Origin of the sequence: Synechococcus sp. CC9605 (assembly GCF_000012625.1) — a bacterium.
Classification (GTDB): Bacteria; Cyanobacteriota; Cyanobacteriia; order PCC-6307; family Cyanobiaceae; genus Parasynechococcus.
This window is the reverse complement of the sequence record NC_007516.1, coordinates 763,295-780,327: the sequence shown is the minus strand read 5'-3', so window position 1 is coordinate 780,327 and position 17,033 is coordinate 763,295. Positions and strand designations below refer to the sequence as shown.

Below are 17,033 nucleotides of genomic sequence, written 5' to 3'. Positions count from 1 at the left end.
CATCAAGAACATTCAATAACTTCGATACTGCGCCAGCGGCCACCAAGAAATCAACATAATCCAACGAAGTATTGTCACCATTCAGGCAATGATGTCCCTCTAAAGAGCAGACATCAACGATCATACAAATTGCATGATGATGAACCGATGAAAGCCAAGGGGAAGGGAAAGCTTGCCCGCCACGTGATTGTCATCGCAGGCGCATCGGGATCAGGCAAATCGAAGTTGATCCAAAAGTTAAGTCAGCCACCCCATGACGCCTTCACCCTGGGCGTACTGGAACGGCTCGACTGCAACCCGAAGCAACGCTTCAAACGCTCAACTGTTGAACGGATGCAGAGGCTAATGGACCCCGTGAATTCCAAGAAACAAAAAGCACGAAGGTTGAACAACTGTCTACTGCTTCATATCGACCTGACCAGCATCAATCACAATAATAATCTGAAGCTATTACGCCATATTTCAAAGCAGACCAAACGGCTCGACGTGATTACCCTTTACACCTCACCGGACGAATGGCGCCAACGCATTCTTGATCGACTTCACACCAGCAATGAACCATCATTAAAAGCTGCCTTGATAGCACTATCAGCAAGAGCAAGCAGACGACTTTCAAATTTCATGTACCACCGAGAATATAGAAAATGGCAGAGGACATTCAGTGACTACAAAACCAGAAGACATTGCTTCATCAATACTTTTGAGCAGTCTTTTTTAAAAACGATACCACCAAATTAGCTCAATTAAAAACGAAAAACTATCAACCACTGATTTATCTCTCAATCGTTTTTTATCGGAACGGAGAGGGTGGGAATCCATACAGGTCGAAATAGGACCTGTATGGAACCACTTGGGAAGACCTTGAGGGCATATTTGCAGAAATCCAACAACACTCTGTTTAGGACCTTCTGGGACCACATAAAAAGACCCCTGGGTCTCTCACCCCCCAGAGGCCCATACCCCTCTTTTCTCGACCCATTCACCCTTCTGGTGCTCTTCCGTGAGGAGTAGGAGAACCGTCAGAACAGGTAGTGACGACCGTTCCTTGTTCGGACGCCAACAAGCAATAAGAAAGGGCGGCAGGGAGTGCCGCCAGCAACAAGGGGACGAACGCGTCGAAAACGCTGGACTCTCTCCAGCGGCACCACCCTCTTGAGGCAGTCAGGAGAACCGTGGGTGCCGTTTACGAACTGCCAAAAAAAAAAGAGGGGTCCCACCCCCTCTCAGTTCGACGCATTTGCCCCTTCACCGAAGAAGCATCCGAAGGATTACCCGGGGTTCACCTACTGGTCGTCGCCATTACGACCAAACGACTACCGGGGTCAGCAACCCAAGAAAAAGCAGAGGTCCCACCCTCTGCTCTGTTCGAAATACTCATCTCTTTGCGGATGATGATCTTTTATGTTCGGCCCGTTACAAACACTTCCACCATCGGTAAAACCGCTCATTAAGAAGGGGGGTGAGCAGACACCCCCCTGAAGGTCGTTGAGACCTGGGTTTCCGACTTGTTCGGTCTCTGACCTCATCCCTGTTTTAAGGCGGGTCAGAGCAGTGAGGCATGAGCGGAACTACCGCTTTCTGTATCGAAAGAGCAAAAAAAGGAGCGATCCCACCCGCTCCCCTCATGACGCATCCATCCCCCCTTGCGAGGGATGAGCAGATATTCGCGACGCAACAGACACGCCGCCATCCGTAGAAGCGCCCATTTGCCTGTATCGCCAGGGCACAAAAAAAGGAGCGGTATCCCTATCGCTCCTTCGGAAACTGAAAGTGCCGACTGGAATGACGGTTCCAAGCGACTACCAACGCACTGGTTTTGGGACGAGCAAGGAACACACGGGACTATTTAGATACGGAGAGGGTGGGATTCGAACCCACGAGGGTGTTACCCCTACACGATTTCGAGTCGTGCGCGATCAACCGGACTCTGCCACCTCTCCACACGCCCTCAGGCGTACATGCACTTTAAAGGCCGATGAACCGCGAGCCAGCTCCATGCTTCAGAAGCCAACGCCGCTGTGGTGCGGAAGGCTTGAAGCCCAGCCATGTTCCGGTGATCATCTGCTGGGGTTTTGATCGCTGCCGATGCTGCAGTGCCCACAAGGCCTGAGGGCTTGGGAACAGTTGCCAGCGCTGAGGACCCACCCGCATCAACAGTGCTCCAGAGCGATGCTGGAGGTGCTGCACCGATAAGCCATCACTCCGAAGCACCTGGCCGATGGAGATGGGAGCTTGGCCTTGCTGGGGAGCCTCAACGCAGTGCGCCAACGCTTGCCAACAGGCCATCACCTCTGTGGCCACAGGATCCAAGAGCATCACCCAGTCCAGACGGGCGTGGCCGTGCACGGCGGCATGTCTCTTCGCCATTCGGCAACTGCGCGCATCTCCATGGGTGCTCACCAGCGCGGCACGCCCACGATGGCGAGCCAGCAACCAGTGGCGACCGAACCGCTCCACCGCCACCAGGCCATCGCCGAGCTGAAGCAGGCCATGGGCAAACAGGGCGATTGCCAGGGGGATCAACGACCAGCACCGGCGGCAAGGCCCTGCCCCCAGCCACCAAGGCAACAGTCCAAGCACAAACAGGGCAATCACCCACTCTTGGGGCCGGCCGGTGAGCAGTTGTGCACCAGGCCAGTGGCTGATCCAGCTGGCCATGGTGATCACCAGGCCCGTCAACTGATGAACGGGCCACAGCAGCAGGGGCAGCACAGCCGGAGGCCCCACGAGCACCAACAACGCCGAGAGCATGGCGAGCAGCGTGAGCGGCGCCAGCAGCGGGGCAACGAGAAGATTGGCAACCAGGGCGTACAACGGCATTGCACCGAAGTGGAGCAACTGGAGCGGCAGCGTCCAGACCAGCGCCGCCAGAGGAATGGAGCACGCCGCTGCCAGCCCCTGGCAGCGATCCGGCAACCACGCCTGAACAGCCCGCTCGAGGCGGGGAGCCGTGAGGATCAGCCCAGCGGTGGCCGCCGCACTGAGTTGAAAACCAATCGATAGGGCCCAGGCCGGGCGCAACAGCAACATGCCGCTGAGCGTCAGCACCACCACCCCCAGGGGACGGCTGTGATGCCCTGCCTCACGAATCAGCAAGGCCATCGCAGCCATCAGCACCGCCCGCACCACCGATGGCTGGGCTCCGGCGAGACAGACAAACAGCAGCAGCGCCATGGCCGCCAGGGGAAGCCTCAGGCCAGGCGGCCAGCGGCGAGCCAACATCAGCACAGTGCCGAGCAGAACGGAGAGGTGAAACCCCGATGCCGCAAGGGCATGAGATAAACCGGCCATCCGGAACGCCTCTCGGATGTCTGCGGAGAGCTGCACCTGGGCGCTGCCCAGCACCAGGGCGGCCAAGAAACCACCCCGCCGCGGCCCGACAATCTTTTGCAGTCGCTGGGCAACATCGCGCCGCAGATCAGCCAATGGCGTCCATGGACGCTGCAGCACCTCGATGCTCTCGACCCGCAGCTGACTCCAACTGCCTTGACGAGCCAGACGTTCTGCCGATCCCGGCAACAGCGGGTGCGCCGCTGGCAGCGGACGCCTCAGCACCCCTATGGCCTGGACTCGCCAGCCCTGCTGCAACGGCGCAGAGCAGGCAGGCAGCTGGAGCTCGGTTCGTCCATCGACCCGGCGAGCCTCGATCCAATCCACCTCCAGCAGAGCAGAACATCCCGAGGGAAAACGGCGCACATCAGCGAGCAAGCGACCGCTGATCGCCACAGCCGCAGGCGGCATTTGGATCAGGCGAGATGGATCGACTCGGCTCGGCGCCGGCACCCCCCAGAACAGCCCTCGCAGCACAAGCAGTGCCAGAAGACAGAGGGCAATGGCATCAGCAGAACGACGTGGACGCAGAAACCATCAGGCCGCTGTCTCGAGAGTTCCCCCTTTCAAAAGAGGGAAACCAAGGGCCTCCCGTTCCGCCAGCCAAGCCTCAGCCACCTTGCGGGCCAGGTTGCGGATCCGGACGATGGTGGCGGTGCGCTCCGTCACGGAAATCACGCCACGGGCCTCCAGCAGGTTGAATGTGTGGCTGCACTTCAGAACGAAATCCAAGGCCGGTGCCGGCAGTTGCTTCTCGATCAGATCAGCCGCTTCCGCTTCGTAGATGGCGAACAACTGCTTGAGCCGCTCCGGGTTGGAGGCCTCAAAGTTGAAGTGGCACTGCCCCTTTTCAAACGGCAGCCAGATCTCGCCGTAACTGCGTTCGCTGTTCCAGCTGAGGTCCCAGATGCTTTCCACGTCCTGGAGGTACATAGCCAGCCGCTCGAGGCCGTAGGTGATCTCAATCGAAACGGGCTTGCAATCGATGCCGCCGCATTGCTGGAAGTAGGTGAACTGGGTCACCTCCATGCCATCGAGCCACACCTCCCAGCCCACACCCCAGGCGCCGAGGGTGGGGGACTCCCAGTTGTCTTCGACGAAACGGATGTCGTGGTCAGCGGCCTTGATGCCCAACGCCTCCAGTGACGCCAGGTAGGTCTCCTGGATGCCATCTGGGGATGGCTTGATCAGCACCTGGTATTGGAAGTAGTGCTGGGCCCGATTGGGGTTGTCGCCATAACGGCCGTCGGTGGGGCGACGGCAGGGTTCGGGGTAGGCCACGGCCCAGGGCTCAGGGCCGATGGCACGCAGCACCGTGTGGGGACTCATGGTGCCGGCACCCTTCTCGGTGTCGTAGGGCTGCAACAACAGACACCCCTGATCCGCCCAGAACCTGTTGAGCGTGCTGATGATGTCCTGAAAGTACAAAACGCAGTCCTAGTTTTGAGTTTGGGTGTCCGTGGAGTTGGACATCAGTTGGACAGGAAACACAAATGTGTTGCGCTGTCTCACTCACCAACGCCGCTGTCTAGGCGAGTTGGACCTGAGTTGGACAATTCTCTCAAAGCAGCGTTTGTCCAACCATTGGAAGCGCTGTGAGCGCAGAGAGCAACTCACTCAATCAACAGACGGCAGAGCAATGAATTCATAAATGTTTATTTTTATTACGAAGGTGCACACTTACGACTTACCGTCTTCAAACAATGTTATTAGCTAAAACCTCTATGGTTCTACAAAGAGCCTTTAAGCCGCTTGGAACGAGACTGTTTGCGGGGAGTCGCTGATAAAAGAACGGCTGCGGTTGTTACTCACACCCGGCGCAGCTATTAATAAAATAAATTGACATTCAAAACAAGTGCCTCAAAGAATAAAACCCAGTATTTTTAACGCTCTTGAAAGCCTGACCTTATTAACAACATTTATTTTTACGGAGCAATTCGACCGGAATCTTGACCTTGAAGGCGTAGAGCAAAGTCTTCAGAGAAGTGTTCTCGAAGTTCTTCATAATTTTCTTCAATCCATAACCGAGCCGAATCACCCCCTTGGAGCTGCAACATTCGCCATATTCAGCATCTCGATCGTCCTTTCTATCGCAGGCTTCAAAGCCAGAAAAATCAATGATGTTCTTGCCATATACTTATCAATTGCTTGGGCTGTAGAACTCATAACGATGAACGTCCTTTTACTCTCCCCCCTAAAAAGCCCTACACTTCTTCTGATTGAACTTATATTGTTTATACCTGTCATCGTCGTCGCCTTCTCTTGGTGGTACTGGAGGATTAACCTCCCAGACGCGGAAGGCAATGCACCTGCAATCGAATTTGCGCATCCAATACCCACACCTGCGGACTATTTAATGCTCTCTCTTGGCACTTTTATAAAAAATTATGTTACGTCGCACAAAATGAAAACCAAAACAGCCAAGTACACTTCGATAGCAAATAGCTTTATTGCACTAGATATTCTCGGCTTGACATTAAGTAGAGCCGTAAGCGTTGCGATTAATTAAACAATAAACTGAAGTCCTGAAAATGCACTTGTCCGGGGCGTCCTGGATTCCGATTCTGCCCAGTGGCCGGTCAGCCCTCCAAGGCCAGACAACGGTGCAGGTGTGCAATGGCGTGATGGCGATGCGGATTGTTGCCGCTGGGACCAATCATTCCGAGCCAGAAACTGCCATCCCCTTGAAAGACCAAAACGGGCTTTGCGCCTCCCTTGCCATGGCAATCCAGCAAGGACATGCAGAGCTTTTCAGCCACCTCCGGCCCCTTGGGGCGCTGGCGCAGGCGACGCAGCAGAGGATCCACCTGCGAGAAGGAAACGAAACAGGCACGGTCGGAGTCGGTGATCAGGATCAAACCATCCAGCCACTGCACTTCCTGAAGCAGCTCTTCAATGCGGGGCAGCAGCTTCGGCAGCGGAAACGGCAATCCGGAACCTCCCCTTAACGTTCTCTACAGCTTTCCTACGACAGAGATGGGGTGTGTCGCAAGCGACACAGGCAAAGACTCACGCTCTGAGGGTCAGAACGCCCATCTGTCCAGCCACGAGCGAGCGGTGACTGGCTCCGGCAAATCCCGCCTGACGGGCCAGCCGCTCCTGTTCCGGGCCGGCAGGAAAGCGCTCCAGACTCTTCTCCAGGTAGGCGTACTCCTCCCGTAAGCCCACAGAGGCGGCAGCAGGCACCACCAGGCGACGCAGATAAAAACGCTGGAAGGCGGCCGCCGCGCCGCTTTGGGGCAGACGGTTGAAATCGAGCACCCCGGCGCGGCCGCCGGGCTTCAACAACCGGCGGAGTTCCTGCAGCCCCTGCAGGGGGTCCGCCAAGTTGCGCAATCCGTAGGCCATCACCGCGCCATCAGCGCAGGCGCTGGGCAAGCCGGTTTGCAGAGCATCCCCCTGCTGGAAGGTCACCGGCAACCAGGGCTGCTGGCGCTGGCGCTGGCGGGCGCGCTCCAGGGGAGCAGCGGCGGCATCCAGACCGGTCACCGCACCAGCGGGGCGAACCCAGCGCCCCAGCTCCAAGGCCAGGTCCCCTGTTCCGCAGCACAGATCCAGCCAATGCTCACCTGCTACCGGCTTCAGGGCGCGCACCAACTGACGTTTCCACTGGCGATGCAACCCGAAACTGAGCACATCGTTGAGGCGGTCGTAGCGGGGAGCGACAGCGTCAAACAGCTGTTCCACCGCCGCGGGATCACCAGGCTTCATGGACGGATCGTCAGGCCACGGGAGAGCAGATCTTGCTTGATTTCTTCCACGGTGAGAACGCCGTCGTGCAACAACGAAGCCAGCAAGGCTGCGGAAGCATGGCCTCCCGTGGGGCCCACGTCCAACGCCTCAGCGATGTGATCCAGGCAGCCCGCGCCGCCGGAGGCGATCACCGGGATGGGGACTGCATCGGCCACGGCCCTGGTCAGGGCAAGGTCGTATCCCGCCTGGGTGCCATCACCATCCATGGAGGTGAGCAGGATCTCTCCAGCCCCAAGGCCAGCCACCCGCTGGGCCCACTCCACAACATCGAGGCCCGTGTTCTCGCGGCCTCCCTTCACGTACACATCCCAGCCGCCGGCATCGCGCCGACGGGCATCAATGGCCACGACGATGCACTGGCAACCGAACTGATCGGCCCCCTCCCGAACCAGCTCAGGGCGCCGCACCGCAGAGGAGTTGAGACTCACCTTGTCGGCACCGGCCCGCAACAACTCGGTGATTCCTTCAACGGTGCTGATGCCACCGCCGACGGTGAAGGGAATCGTGACCGATTCAGCTGTTCGACGCACCATGTCGATCAGGGTGCCGCGCCCCTCATGGCTGGCTGCGATGTCGAGGAAAACGAGCTCATCCGCACCTGCACGGCTGTAACGGCAAGCCAGCTCCACTGGATCGCCGGCATCGCGCAGGCCAACGAAATTGACACCTTTCACCACCCGTCCACGGGCGACATCCAGGCAGGGAATCAGACGCAGAGCAACCATCGATTCGGCGCAAAAGCGACTGTTAAGGTTGCGCCACTATCCAAGCCTCGCAGGCCATGTCCCAGGGTGACGCCATCTCGATCGGCTCCAAGGTTCGCGTGACCCGCGTGCGTGATCGCATTCCCCAGGCCATGGTTGACCTTCTGAAGAAGGACGCGAACGGCACGGTGAAGGATTTCCGCACCGTCGACGGCAAGGGAATCGGTGTGGTTGTTGAGCTCAGCGATGGCTCCACCAGCTGGTTCTTCGAAGACGAAATCGCCGCCGCCTGAGGACTGACTCTGTGAGCGACGCGCGTCAGCTGCTTGGGATGAAAGGTGCCTCAGGCACCACCAACATCTGGAAGCTGCGGCTGCAGCTGATGAAACCGGTCACCTGGATCCCCTTGATCTGGGGTGTCATCTGTGGTGCCGCAGCCAGCGGTAATTACGAGTGGCGTTTGGACCACGTGCTCGCGGCCTTCGCCTGCATGTTGATGAGCGGCCCCTTGCTGGCGGGCTTCACCCAGACCATAAACGACTATTACGACCGCGAGATCGACGCGATCAACGAGCCCTACCGGCCGATCCCCTCGGGAGCGATTCCCCTGGGCCAGGTCAAGCTGCAGATCTGGGTTCTGCTGCTTGCGGGTTTGGGCGTGTCCTACGGCCTCGACCAGTGGGCCGGCCACTCCACGCCTGTGGTTTTTCTGCTGGCGTTGGGAGGCTCCTTTGTGAGCTACATCTATTCAGCACCCCCGCTGAAGCTCAAGCAGAACGGTTGGCTGGGCAACTATGCCCTCGGTGCCAGCTACATCGCTCTTCCCTGGTGGGCCGGCCAGGCCCTGTTCGGGCAGCTGACCTGGGGCACAGCACTGCTCACCCTGGCCTACAGCCTTGCGGGCCTTGGCATTGCTGTGGTCAACGACTTCAAGAGCGTTGAGGGCGACCGAGAACTGGGACTTCAATCCTTGCCTGTTGTGTTCGGCATCGAACGGGCCAGCTGGATCAGCGCCGCAATGATCGATGTTTTTCAGCTTGCGATGGTTGCCGTCCTGATCGGGATCGGCCAGCATTTCGCAGCGGTTCTGCTGGTGCTCTTGATCGTTCCTCAGATCACCTTCCAGGACATCTGGTTGCTGCGAGACCCCGTGGCTTTTGACGTGAAATATCAGGCCAGCGCTCAGCCCTTTCTGGTGCTCGGCATGTTGGTGACCGCTCTGGCCGTGGGCCACAGCCCCTTGACCCAGGTGATGTGAACCGTTCTCGCCTTCACTGGGCACTGATCGCTGGCACAGCAGCTGCGGTGGGCGTGGGAGCTGCCCTGGGCATGCGCGCACTAACGGAACTGGTGGATGCCAAGCTTCCGGATGCCCGCGGGATAGCCAGCTTCAATCGGCCGGGAACGATCACCCTGCTCTCCACCAATGGCAAGGTGATCCAGAAGCTGGGTCCAGCGACACGAGAGAAGGTGAAGCTCGGTGCGATGCCGCCGACGGTGGCGGAAGCGTTCATCGCCGCCGAAGACCGGCGCTTCTATCAGCACGACGGTGTGGATGGCTGGGGCATCGCGAGGGCCATCGTCACCAATGTCCGCCAGGGCGCTGTTCGGGAAGGGGCGAGCACCATCACCCAGCAGCTGGCTCGAACCGTCTTTTTGAGCCAGGACCGCACGATCACCCGCAAACTCAAGGAAGCGGCTCTGGCCATGAAGCTGGAGCGGCAGCTGAGCAAGCAGCAGATCCTCGAGCAATACCTCAACTACGTGTATCTGGGGTCCGGCGCCTACGGCGTTGCCGATGCGGCGTGGATCTACTTCTCCAAAACCCCGGAGCAGCTCACGGTTCCTGAAGCGGCCATGATCGCTGGGCTGCCACCAGCTCCATCGATTTATTCACCCCTGGTGAACCCAGATCTGGCGAAAGAACAGCGCTCGATCGTTCTGGATCGCATGGCCCAGGCCGGATTCATCTCCACCAGCGAAGCGGAGCGCGGTCGCACCAGCCCGCTTGGACTGAAGCCCGCAACACCCAAGTACTTCAACAGTTCTGCGCCTTACTTCACCACCTGGATTGCCCAGGAGCTGCCCAAATTCTTGACGCCCGAACAACTGGAAGTGGGCGGGGTCAAGGTGCGCACCAGCCTGAATCTCGACTGGCAGAAAAAAGCTCAGCAGGTGATTCGAGCCAATGCCCCCTTCGACACCGAAGGCGCGATGGTTTCGATCGATCCCGGCAACGGGCTGGTGCGGGTGATGGTGGGCGGCAAGGATTTCTCCAAGAGCCAGTTCAACCGCACCATCCTGGCGCTGCGCTCTCCGGGCTCCACCTTCAAGCTGTTTCCCTACGCCGCGGCCATTGATCGGGGCATGAAGCCCGAAACCAAAGTGTTTGATGCGAAGCGTTGCTGGAATGGCTACTGCCCTAAAAACTTTGGCGATAAGTACTACGGCAACATCTCCCTTGCCGATGCCCTGAAGAATTCACTCAACACGGTGGCGGTCCAACTGCAAGACATCGTCGGATTTGAAGCCGTCATTGACATTGCCAACAACTTCAACATCGGCACCGAGCGACCTCTAGGCAAGTACTACCCCATGGCCATCGGGGCCTACGAGCAAACCATCCTCGACATGACCGCCGCCTATGCAGGAATGGCCAATCGCGGAGTGTTCTTCACACCAAGCCCCTTCGAGGAAATTCGCGGACCCAAGAATGAGCTGCTTTGGAGCCGGCGCCTGAGCGACAACCCAGGCAAGCAGGCGATTGATAGTGATGTGGCAGACACCATGAACTGGATGCTGCAACGGGTGGTAACCGGAGGCACCGGCATCGCCGCAAAACTCGACGATCGCCAGGTGGCTGGAAAGACGGGAACGTCAGAAAACACCCGTGACCTCTGGTTCATCGGCTCGATTCCTCAGCTCACAACGGGCGTCTGGTTCGGATACGACGACGACCGCGCCACCAAGAGCACCAGCGGCGAGGCCGCATGGGCTTGGAAGCAATTCATGCTTCAAATCAAGGACGAGATCCCTGTCCGCGCCTTCCCCGACAAACCAAAGACGAAGCGAAAAGTGCGTTTGGCTGTCGATCCGAAAACGATTGCCAAGCCACCGAAAACCAAACCGGAGCAGAAGGCCACCGCCGAGCAAGATGCAGCTCAACCGACGGTTGAGACAGACCTGCCCGCTCTCACCCCCGTGGCACCTCCTGCTCGCCAGTCGCCTTACCTCTGGAGAAACAGCGCTCCAGACCGCAACATCGATCGCCAGGGACGCCGCTGGACACGGGATTGATCCAAGGACCTAGGCCCGCTGCAGCACCGCCGAATAGAACCCATCTCCCCCGCTGGCTTGATCCGGCCAGAGCTGGCTCTCCTGTTCCAAACGCAGCGTTGGGTGACGCTTCAACAGAGCCTGGATCTGTGCCTGATTTTCATCGGGATGAATGGTGCAGGTGGCGTACACCAACACTCCTTGGGGAGCCAACAACGGCAGAAGGCCATCCAGAAGAGCCTGTTGTTGGGGCAAAAGACCACGAATGGATTGGGGCGTCACCCGCCAACGGGCATCGGGATGACGGGCCAGGGTTCCAAGCCCCGAGCAGGGGGCATCGATCAGGATCCTCTGGAAGGATTCACGCCATTGGGGGCGCTGCTCCAAAAGATTGGCGGCATCCGCAGCCAGGGCATTGATGGAGGCAAGGCCCAGCCGGGCGGCATTGGCCGCAACGCGCTTGAGCCGTCCCGCTGATCGGTCCACAGCCCAGATCTCCGCCTGATCCCCCACCAACTCCGCTAAATGGGTGGCTTTGCCCCCCGGAGCCGCACAGGCATCCAGGATGCGATCTCCCGGTTTGGGATCGAGCACAGGTGCAATCCATTGCGCCGAACAATCCTGCACACACCAATGGCCCTCGGCATAGCCGGGCCAGTGGCGCAGATCGCCGCTGTGGCCTGAGATGCGCAGGCCATCGGGACAACCAACGATGGACTCACTGCTGATGCCAGCCGCAGCCAGATCCTGCTGCACCTGCGCAGGACTCGATCGCAACCGATTCACCCGCAAATCCAGATCCGGTACGCGGTTGCAGGCGCTTGCCACCGCCGCGGCCCCCTCCACCCCGCGCCACTCGATCAACAACTGGGTGAACCAATCCGGCAGGGAATGGGCCAGGGCCAGCTGAGCCGGCAGATCGTTGGGCAATTGCAGGGTTTCGCCGGCCTCACGCGCCCGCAACGCCGCCCGCAGAACCCCGTTCACCACAGGGGCCAGTCGGGCCAATCCCTTGCTGGTTTTGGCTAACTCCACAGCGGTGTTCACCGCTGCTGAATCTGGAATCCGCTCCATCAACAGCAGTTGATAGAGCCCCACATGCAAAAGCCAGCGCAGCTTGGGCGGCTGCTTCAACGCCGGCACCTTGCCCAGCCGATCCAGCCAGGCATCAAGAGTGCGCCGTTGGCGGATCGCGCCATAGGCCAGCTCGGTCACCAATCCCCGATCCGAAGGCTTGAGGTCCCGCTCCCGCAGCACCCGCTCCAGCGCCACATCGGCATAGGCCCCAGCCGCAACCGCCTGCAAAACATCCCAGGCGAGACGGCGCGGCAGCAGTCCAATCGGAGCCGAATCAGACAAAAGCAGCACGCATCAAGCCCCAGCATGGGCGTCCGGGTGCCAAAGGAACTGACGCAGCGGCAAGCGTCCCTCCGCATCCACCGGAATGCCCTCAGCCAGCAGCAGGTCGCGCTGGATCCAGTCACTGCCCTCACGGCTGAGGCTCATCGAAATCCGGCCCTGAGCGTTCACCACGCGGTGCCAGGGAACGGTTGACGGGAGCTTGAGACGCCGCAGCGCCCAACCCACCTGACGCGCACAACCAAAGGCACCGATCAACTCAGCAATCTGGCCGTAGGTCGCCAAGCGGCCGTGGGGGATGCGGGCCACCTGGCTCCAGACACGCTGATCAAACGTGCCGCCGGAGACGTACGGTTCCACAGAGGGATCCTCAGGCGGGATCTGGATGGCGAGAAAGCACTGACTTCTTGATTGTCGTTCCAGACCCCAAAGCATGGAAGGACCCAACCTGTTGCACTCACCCGATTGACCGCCCATGCCCCTGCTGCCGCGACGGTTTGAGCGGCTGAAATCCGTGCTGAACCACCGCATGGCGGATCTCACGGTGCTGCTCGAACACGTGGAGAAACCCCACAACCTCTCCGCCATCCTGCGCAGCTGTGATGCCGTCGGGGCGCTGGAAGCCCACGCGGTGAGTTTTGACGGGCGACCACGCACCTTCAACAGCACGGCCCAGGGCAGCCAGAAATGGGTGCCTCTGCACGACCATCCCGACACCGAAACAGCCATCCGCCATCTCAAAGGGGAAGGATTCCGGCTCTACGGAACCCATCTCGGGGTGGATGCCAAGGACTACCGGGAGTGCGACTTCACCGTACCCACCGCCTTCGTGCTCGGGGCGGAGAAATGGGGGCTGACCGATCAGGCCCGGGACCTGATGGATGAAGCGCTATTCATCCCGATGCGCGGCATGGTTCAGTCCCTGAACGTGTCGGTCGCCACCGCGACCCTGCTTTTTGAGGCGCTGCGCCAACGCCAGGTGGCCGGCCTGGCTCCAACCCAGGGGGAAGGCCTGAAACCAGAGCAGTACCAGCAGTTGCTGTTTGAGTGGTCCTACCCCGAGGTGGCCCGCTGGTGCCGGGAGCAGGAACGGCCTTACCCCGTCTTGAGTGAGGAGGGAGCTCTGATGGAGGAGTTGCCGCGAACTGTGAAGCTGCGCTGCTGATTCGACGGAAGACTTGTATCTCCGTGAACCCTGGGCCATAACCAAAGCAGCGGATTGTCAGCAATGGACAACAAACAGCTGCACCAGTACGCAGTCACCTACCACTGCGGCAACGAATGGGGCGAAGAAATGCTCCAGTCCGACGATCTCAGCCATGCCGTGGAAGCGGCCCATGCCATCTTCCCAAGCTCCTGCCGGATTTCGATCCGTGAGGTGAAGGCACCGAAACCAGCCTGAAATCAGCGCGGTCGCCGCGGCACCCCAGGCAACTGAACCGCGGCGATCAACACCGCCGTTTCCAGCAGCAGATTTCGGCTGACCAGCACCACCACCAGCACCAGGGTGGTGGCCAGGATCCGCTCGAGCAAAGCGATCACATCATCGGTGCTGTCGCAGCTCTTTTTCCAGAGCAGCGCGGCCATGCTCAGCAACAGCAAGCTGATCCACCAGGCCATCACACCCGTGCCGATGGGGTCAGTCTGACGCGGGCCTGGCTTCTGCGCCGCTCACCCAGGCCTCGATGCCTTCACCAAGAAAGGACAGCCCCAGCACCAACACAAACATCGCCAGACCGGGGAAGAGGGCCGTCCACCACACCCCGGTGGGCACTGCTGCAAGGGCCAGATTGAGATCGCCACCCCATTCAGGCACGGTCTCCGGCAAGCCCAGACCGAGAAATCCCAATCCCCCAAGCACCAGCACCGCATCGGCGGCGTTGAGGGTGAGCAGCACCGGCACGGAGGTGATCACGTTGCGGAACAGGTAGCGCCGCAGGATCCAGAGCGGCCCCGCCCCCAGGCTCTGGGCGGCCTCCACAAACAGCTCGCTTTTCACCTGGGCGGTTTGGTTGCGCACTACGCGGAAATACTGCGGCACATACACCACACAAAGGGCGGCGGCGGCATTGGGGATGCCCTTGCCCAGCAGAAAGGCCAACACCACCGAAAGCAACAACACCGGCAGGGTGTAAAGCGTGTCCATCAGCAACACCATCAGGCGATCGACAGCCCCGCCGAAATACCCACTCACCATGCCCAGGGGCACACCCACCAGCAGGGCTACACCCACCGCCAACAACACCACCTGAAGCGCCACCCCACTGCCGGCCATGGTGCGCACACACACATCCCGGCCGAGCCGGTCGGTGCCGCACCAGTGGGTCCAACTGGGACCGGCGTAGATCGGGTTCTCCAGGCCAGCATTGGCGTCCGGGAGGATGCCAGCACTCACCAACAACGGCGTGATCAAGGCCACCAGCAGGTAGATCCCCACGATCACTAGACCCCAGCGGGCCATGCGGGTGGAGAGGCTGCGGGTCACGGGCAAGTTGGCCTCAGGCAGATGCATTGTCTCCCGAACCGCGGAAGAATGAAGCCATGGCGTCTCGCTACCACTGGCGACAACGGCTTATCGGCAGTCCAAGAACTATTTGATGCTTCAATAAAAGCAGGAGGCTATAAATAAAAAAAATTACACATAACGCGTCTATAACCTGACCAGCGAGTTACTTGACACAAGACCTCAAGAGGTTAGCAGATGTATCTCAGCGAAATCACCTAAATATTGAAATACTTTTACGGAATTCTATTCAACTGCCCCCTCCATCATTCAACTTAAGCACCGCCATGAAGGCCTCTTGAGGCACATCCACCTTGCCCATGGCCTTCATCCGCTTCTTGCCCTTGGCCTGCTTCTTCAGCAGTTTCTTCTTCCTGGAGATGTCACCGCCATAGCACTTGGCGAGCACATCCTTACGGATGGCACTGATGCTGGTGGAAGCAATGATTCGGCTACCGATCGATGCCTGAATCGGAATCTTGAACTGCTGTCGGGGAATCAGTTCCTTGAGTTTCTCCACCAAGGCCTTGCCCACGTTGTAGGCCTTGTCTTGATGAACAATCGTGGTGAGCGCATCGGCCCGCTCGCCATTGATCAACACATCCAGGCGCACCAGCTGGTTCTTGCGGTAGCCGATCAGGCTGTATTCCATCGAGGCATAGCCCTGGGTGCGCGTCTTCATCTGATCGAAGAAGTCGGTCACCACTTCGGCTAGCGGTAGTTCATAGATCAGCGTCACCCGATCGGTTGTGATGTACTTCATGTCGATGTAATCGCCACGCCGTTCCTGGCAAAGCCCCATCAGCGCACCGTTGTACTCATTCGGTGCGTAAATCTCCATGCGCACATAGGGCTCTTCGATCGACTCGCGCTTCTGGGGATCCGGAAGTGTGGCGGGGTTGTCCACCATCACCTCTGAGCCATCGATCATGTTCACCTTGTAGATCACCGATGGCGCGGTGACGATCAGATCAAGGTCGTACTCGCGTTCGAGCCGCTCCTGCACGATCTCCATGTGCAGGAGGCCCAAGAAGCCGCAGCGGAAGCCAAAGCCCATGGCGCTGCTTGTTTCCGGCTCGTACTTCAGCGCCGCATCCGAAAGCTGCAGCTTGTCGAGCGCATCGCGCAGATCCGGGTACTGGTCGGCCTCGGTGGGAAACAAACCGCAGAACACCATCGGCTTGGCCTCGGTGTAACCGGGGAGGGCCTCATCCGCCGGTGCGTTCACCAGGGTGATCGTGTCGCCGACACGAGCATCTGCCACGGCCTTAATCGACGCCGCTAAGTAGCCCACCTCACCGGCATGGAGCTCATCCACCTTCTTCTGATCCGGCGCCATGATCCCGATCTCATCGAGCTCATAGGTCTTCTTGCTGGCCATCAACAGCACCTTGTCTTTGCAGTTGATCCGGCCGCTCATCACCCGGAAGTAGACGATCACACCCCGGTAGGGGTCGTAATAGGAATCGAAGATCAGCGCCTTGGTGGGTTCTTCAACTGCATCCTTCGGCGGGGGCACCCGGTCCACCACGGCCTGAAGGATCTCAGGCACCCCCAGGCCGGTCTTGGCTGAGCAAGGAATGGCGTTATCGCAATCGAGGCCGATGATCGCCTCCACTTCCTCCTTGATCCGATCCGGATCCGCACCGGGGAGATCGATCTTGTTGAGCACCGGAATGATCTCGAGATCGTTGTCCAACGCCAGATACACGTTGGCCAGGGTCTGAGCTTCCACTCCCTGGCTGGCATCAACCACCAGTAACGCCCCTTCACAAGCTTGAAGGCTGCGGCTCACCTCATAGGAGAAATCGACGTGGCCAGGGGTATCTATCAGGTTGAGGACGTACTCCTCACCATGTGCCGCCGTGTAGTTCATCCGGGCGGCCTGGAGCTTGATCGTGATCCCCCGCTCCCGCTCCAGGTCCATGTTGTCCAGGAACTGGTCCTGCATGTCCCGGTTGGCCACGGTGCCCGTGTCCTGCAGCAAGCGGTCGGCCAGGGTCGACTTGCCGTGGTCGATGTGGGCAATGATGCAGAAGTTGCGGATCCGTGAGACGGGGGCGTCGGTCATGCAGCGGCGGAATCCCGTCTCGGGTCCAGAAAGCGTC

Annotated in this window: 17 protein-coding genes and 1 tRNA gene; 7 read left to right on the top strand and 11 right to left on the bottom strand. The window is 59.4% G+C overall.

Annotated elements, in window-relative coordinates; all coding sequences use genetic code 11:
• The first annotated feature begins 147 nt into the window (after positions 1-147).
• Positions 148-738: a hypothetical protein gene (locus SYNCC9605_RS04130; protein WP_041434470.1), complete on the top strand. Its 591-nt coding sequence runs from the start codon at positions 148-150 to the stop codon at positions 736-738.
• Between the two features lie 1,115 nt (positions 739-1,853).
• Here the strand turns inward: SYNCC9605_RS04130 and SYNCC9605_RS04125 are convergent.
• From SYNCC9605_RS04125 to glyQ, 3 genes are all read right to left on the bottom strand, one after another.
• Positions 1,854-1,940: transfer RNA gene (locus SYNCC9605_RS04125), tRNA-Ser, on the bottom strand.
• Between the two features lie 25 nt (positions 1,941-1,965).
• The gene (locus SYNCC9605_RS04120; protein ID WP_071813003.1) at positions 1,966-3,861 is read right to left on the bottom strand and encodes a ComEC/Rec2 family competence protein; all 1,896 of its coding nucleotides are present in this window, start codon (positions 3,859-3,861) and stop codon (positions 1,966-1,968) included.
• A gap of 6 nt (positions 3,862-3,867) precedes the next feature.
• Positions 3,868-4,758, bottom strand: a complete 891-nt coding sequence (glyQ, locus tag SYNCC9605_RS04115) for a glycine--tRNA ligase subunit alpha (RefSeq protein ID WP_011363805.1) — start codon at positions 4,756-4,758, stop codon at positions 3,868-3,870.
• Positions 4,759-5,185: 427 nt separating this feature from the next.
• On the opposite strand from glyQ, the gene SYNCC9605_RS04110 reads away from it, so the two are divergent.
• Positions 5,186-5,839 (top strand): hypothetical protein, encoded by a 654-nt coding sequence (locus SYNCC9605_RS04110; RefSeq protein WP_011363804.1) that lies wholly within the window; start codon positions 5,186-5,188, stop codon positions 5,837-5,839.
• A 70-nt stretch (positions 5,840-5,909) separates the two neighbouring features.
• Here the strand turns inward: SYNCC9605_RS04110 and SYNCC9605_RS04105 are convergent, their stop codons facing one another.
• The 3 genes from SYNCC9605_RS04105 to hisF all read right to left on the bottom strand — a co-directional run bounded on the left by SYNCC9605_RS04105 (position 5,910) and on the right by hisF (position 7,808).
• A complete protein-coding gene (locus SYNCC9605_RS04105) occupies positions 5,910-6,260 on the bottom strand; it encodes a hypothetical protein (RefSeq protein ID WP_011363803.1) in 351 nt (116 codons plus the stop codon).
• A 79-nt stretch (positions 6,261-6,339) separates the two neighbouring features.
• Complete coding sequence (gene ubiE / locus SYNCC9605_RS04100; RefSeq protein ID WP_011363802.1) at positions 6,340-7,041, bottom strand: bifunctional demethylmenaquinone methyltransferase/2-methoxy-6-polyprenyl-1,4-benzoquinol methylase UbiE; 702 nt, start codon at positions 7,039-7,041, stop codon at positions 6,340-6,342.
• A complete protein-coding gene (gene hisF, locus SYNCC9605_RS04095; RefSeq protein WP_011363801.1) occupies positions 7,038-7,808 on the bottom strand; it encodes an imidazole glycerol phosphate synthase subunit HisF in 771 nt (256 codons plus the stop codon). Before hisF ends, ubiE begins: the two co-directional genes overlap by 4 nt.
• A 56-nt stretch (positions 7,809-7,864) precedes the next feature.
• Between hisF and SYNCC9605_RS04090 the strand changes: the two genes are divergently transcribed.
• From SYNCC9605_RS04090 to SYNCC9605_RS04080, 3 genes are read left to right on the top strand one after another with little or no spacing between them, the layout of a single operon-like run.
• The gene (locus SYNCC9605_RS04090) at positions 7,865-8,080 is read left to right on the top strand and encodes a cytochrome b6f subunit PetP (RefSeq protein WP_011363800.1); all 216 of its coding nucleotides are present in this window, start codon (positions 7,865-7,867) and stop codon (positions 8,078-8,080) included.
• An 11-nt stretch (positions 8,081-8,091) separates the two neighbouring features.
• Complete coding sequence (chlG, locus tag SYNCC9605_RS04085; RefSeq protein ID WP_011363799.1) at positions 8,092-9,045, top strand: chlorophyll synthase ChlG; 954 nt, start codon at positions 8,092-8,094, stop codon at positions 9,043-9,045.
• Positions 9,042-11,084: a transglycosylase domain-containing protein gene (locus tag SYNCC9605_RS04080; RefSeq protein ID WP_011363798.1), complete on the top strand. Its 2,043-nt coding sequence runs from the start codon at positions 9,042-9,044 to the stop codon at positions 11,082-11,084. The genes chlG and SYNCC9605_RS04080 overlap by 4 nt, the downstream gene beginning before the upstream one ends.
• 9 nt (positions 11,085-11,093) lie before the next feature.
• Here SYNCC9605_RS04080 and SYNCC9605_RS04075 read toward each other — a convergent pair whose 3' ends face one another.
• Positions 11,094-12,431, bottom strand: coding sequence for a 16S rRNA (cytosine(967)-C(5))-methyltransferase (locus tag SYNCC9605_RS04075; RefSeq protein WP_011363797.1), 1,338 nt, complete (start codon positions 12,429-12,431; stop codon positions 11,094-11,096).
• Positions 12,432-12,434: 3 nt separating this feature from the next.
• On the bottom strand, positions 12,435-12,857 hold the full coding sequence (locus SYNCC9605_RS04070) for an MGMT family protein (RefSeq protein ID WP_011363796.1): 423 nt from the start codon (positions 12,855-12,857) through the stop codon (positions 12,435-12,437).
• Positions 12,858-12,897: 40 nt separating this feature from the next.
• Here SYNCC9605_RS04070 and trmH point away from each other — a divergent pair, with 40 nt between their 5' ends.
• Both trmH and SYNCC9605_RS15045 read left to right on the top strand, forming a co-directional pair.
• Entirely contained in the window at positions 12,898-13,587 is a 690-nt protein-coding gene (gene trmH / locus SYNCC9605_RS04065; protein ID WP_011363795.1) for a tRNA (guanosine(18)-2'-O)-methyltransferase TrmH, read from the top strand.
• A gap of 63 nt (positions 13,588-13,650) precedes the next feature.
• A complete protein-coding gene (locus SYNCC9605_RS15045) occupies positions 13,651-13,824 on the top strand; it encodes a hypothetical protein (protein ID WP_170950570.1) in 174 nt (57 codons plus the stop codon).
• 2 nt (positions 13,825-13,826) lie between these two features.
• On the opposite strand, the gene SYNCC9605_RS04060 is transcribed toward SYNCC9605_RS15045, so the two are convergent.
• From SYNCC9605_RS04060 to lepA, 3 genes are all read right to left on the bottom strand, one after another.
• Positions 13,827-14,042: a hypothetical protein gene (locus tag SYNCC9605_RS04060; protein ID WP_011363794.1), complete on the bottom strand. Its 216-nt coding sequence runs from the start codon at positions 14,040-14,042 to the stop codon at positions 13,827-13,829.
• A 19-nt stretch (positions 14,043-14,061) separates the two neighbouring features.
• Positions 14,062-14,934: an ABC transporter permease gene (locus SYNCC9605_RS04055; RefSeq protein ID WP_011363793.1), complete on the bottom strand. Its 873-nt coding sequence runs from the start codon at positions 14,932-14,934 to the stop codon at positions 14,062-14,064.
• Between the two features lie 241 nt (positions 14,935-15,175).
• Positions 15,176-16,996 carry a translation elongation factor 4 gene (lepA, locus tag SYNCC9605_RS04050; protein WP_011363792.1) on the bottom strand — a complete coding sequence of 607 codons (1,821 nt, stop codon included), beginning with the start codon at positions 16,994-16,996 and terminating at the stop codon, positions 15,176-15,178.
• Between the last annotated feature and the right edge of the window lie 37 nt (positions 16,997-17,033).

Bases quoted from the DNA above. Each gene is read 5' to 3' on its own strand.
- SYNCC9605_RS04130 (WP_041434470.1), top strand. From the start codon at position 148: ATGAAAGCCAAGGGGAAGGGAAAGCTTGCCCGCCACGTGATTGTCATC.
- ubiE (WP_011363802.1), bottom strand. From the start codon at position 7,041: ATGAAGCCTGGTGATCCCGCGGCGGTGGAACAGCTGTTTGACGCTGTC.
- hisF (WP_011363801.1), bottom strand. From the start codon at position 7,808: ATGGTTGCTCTGCGTCTGATTCCCTGCCTGGATGTCGCCCGTGGACGG.
- SYNCC9605_RS04090 (WP_011363800.1), top strand. From the start codon at position 7,865: ATGTCCCAGGGTGACGCCATCTCGATCGGCTCCAAGGTTCGCGTGACC.
- SYNCC9605_RS04070 (WP_011363796.1), bottom strand. From the start codon at position 12,857: ATGCTTTGGGGTCTGGAACGACAATCAAGAAGTCAGTGCTTTCTCGCC.
- trmH (WP_011363795.1), top strand. From the start codon at position 12,898: ATGCCCCTGCTGCCGCGACGGTTTGAGCGGCTGAAATCCGTGCTGAAC.
- SYNCC9605_RS15045 (WP_170950570.1), top strand. From the start codon at position 13,651: ATGGACAACAAACAGCTGCACCAGTACGCAGTCACCTACCACTGCGGC.
- SYNCC9605_RS04060 (WP_011363794.1), bottom strand. From the start codon at position 14,042: ATGGCCTGGTGGATCAGCTTGCTGTTGCTGAGCATGGCCGCGCTGCTC.
- SYNCC9605_RS04055 (WP_011363793.1), bottom strand. From the start codon at position 14,934: ATGCATCTGCCTGAGGCCAACTTGCCCGTGACCCGCAGCCTCTCCACC.
- lepA (WP_011363792.1), bottom strand. From the start codon at position 16,996: ATGACCGACGCCCCCGTCTCACGGATCCGCAACTTCTGCATCATTGCC.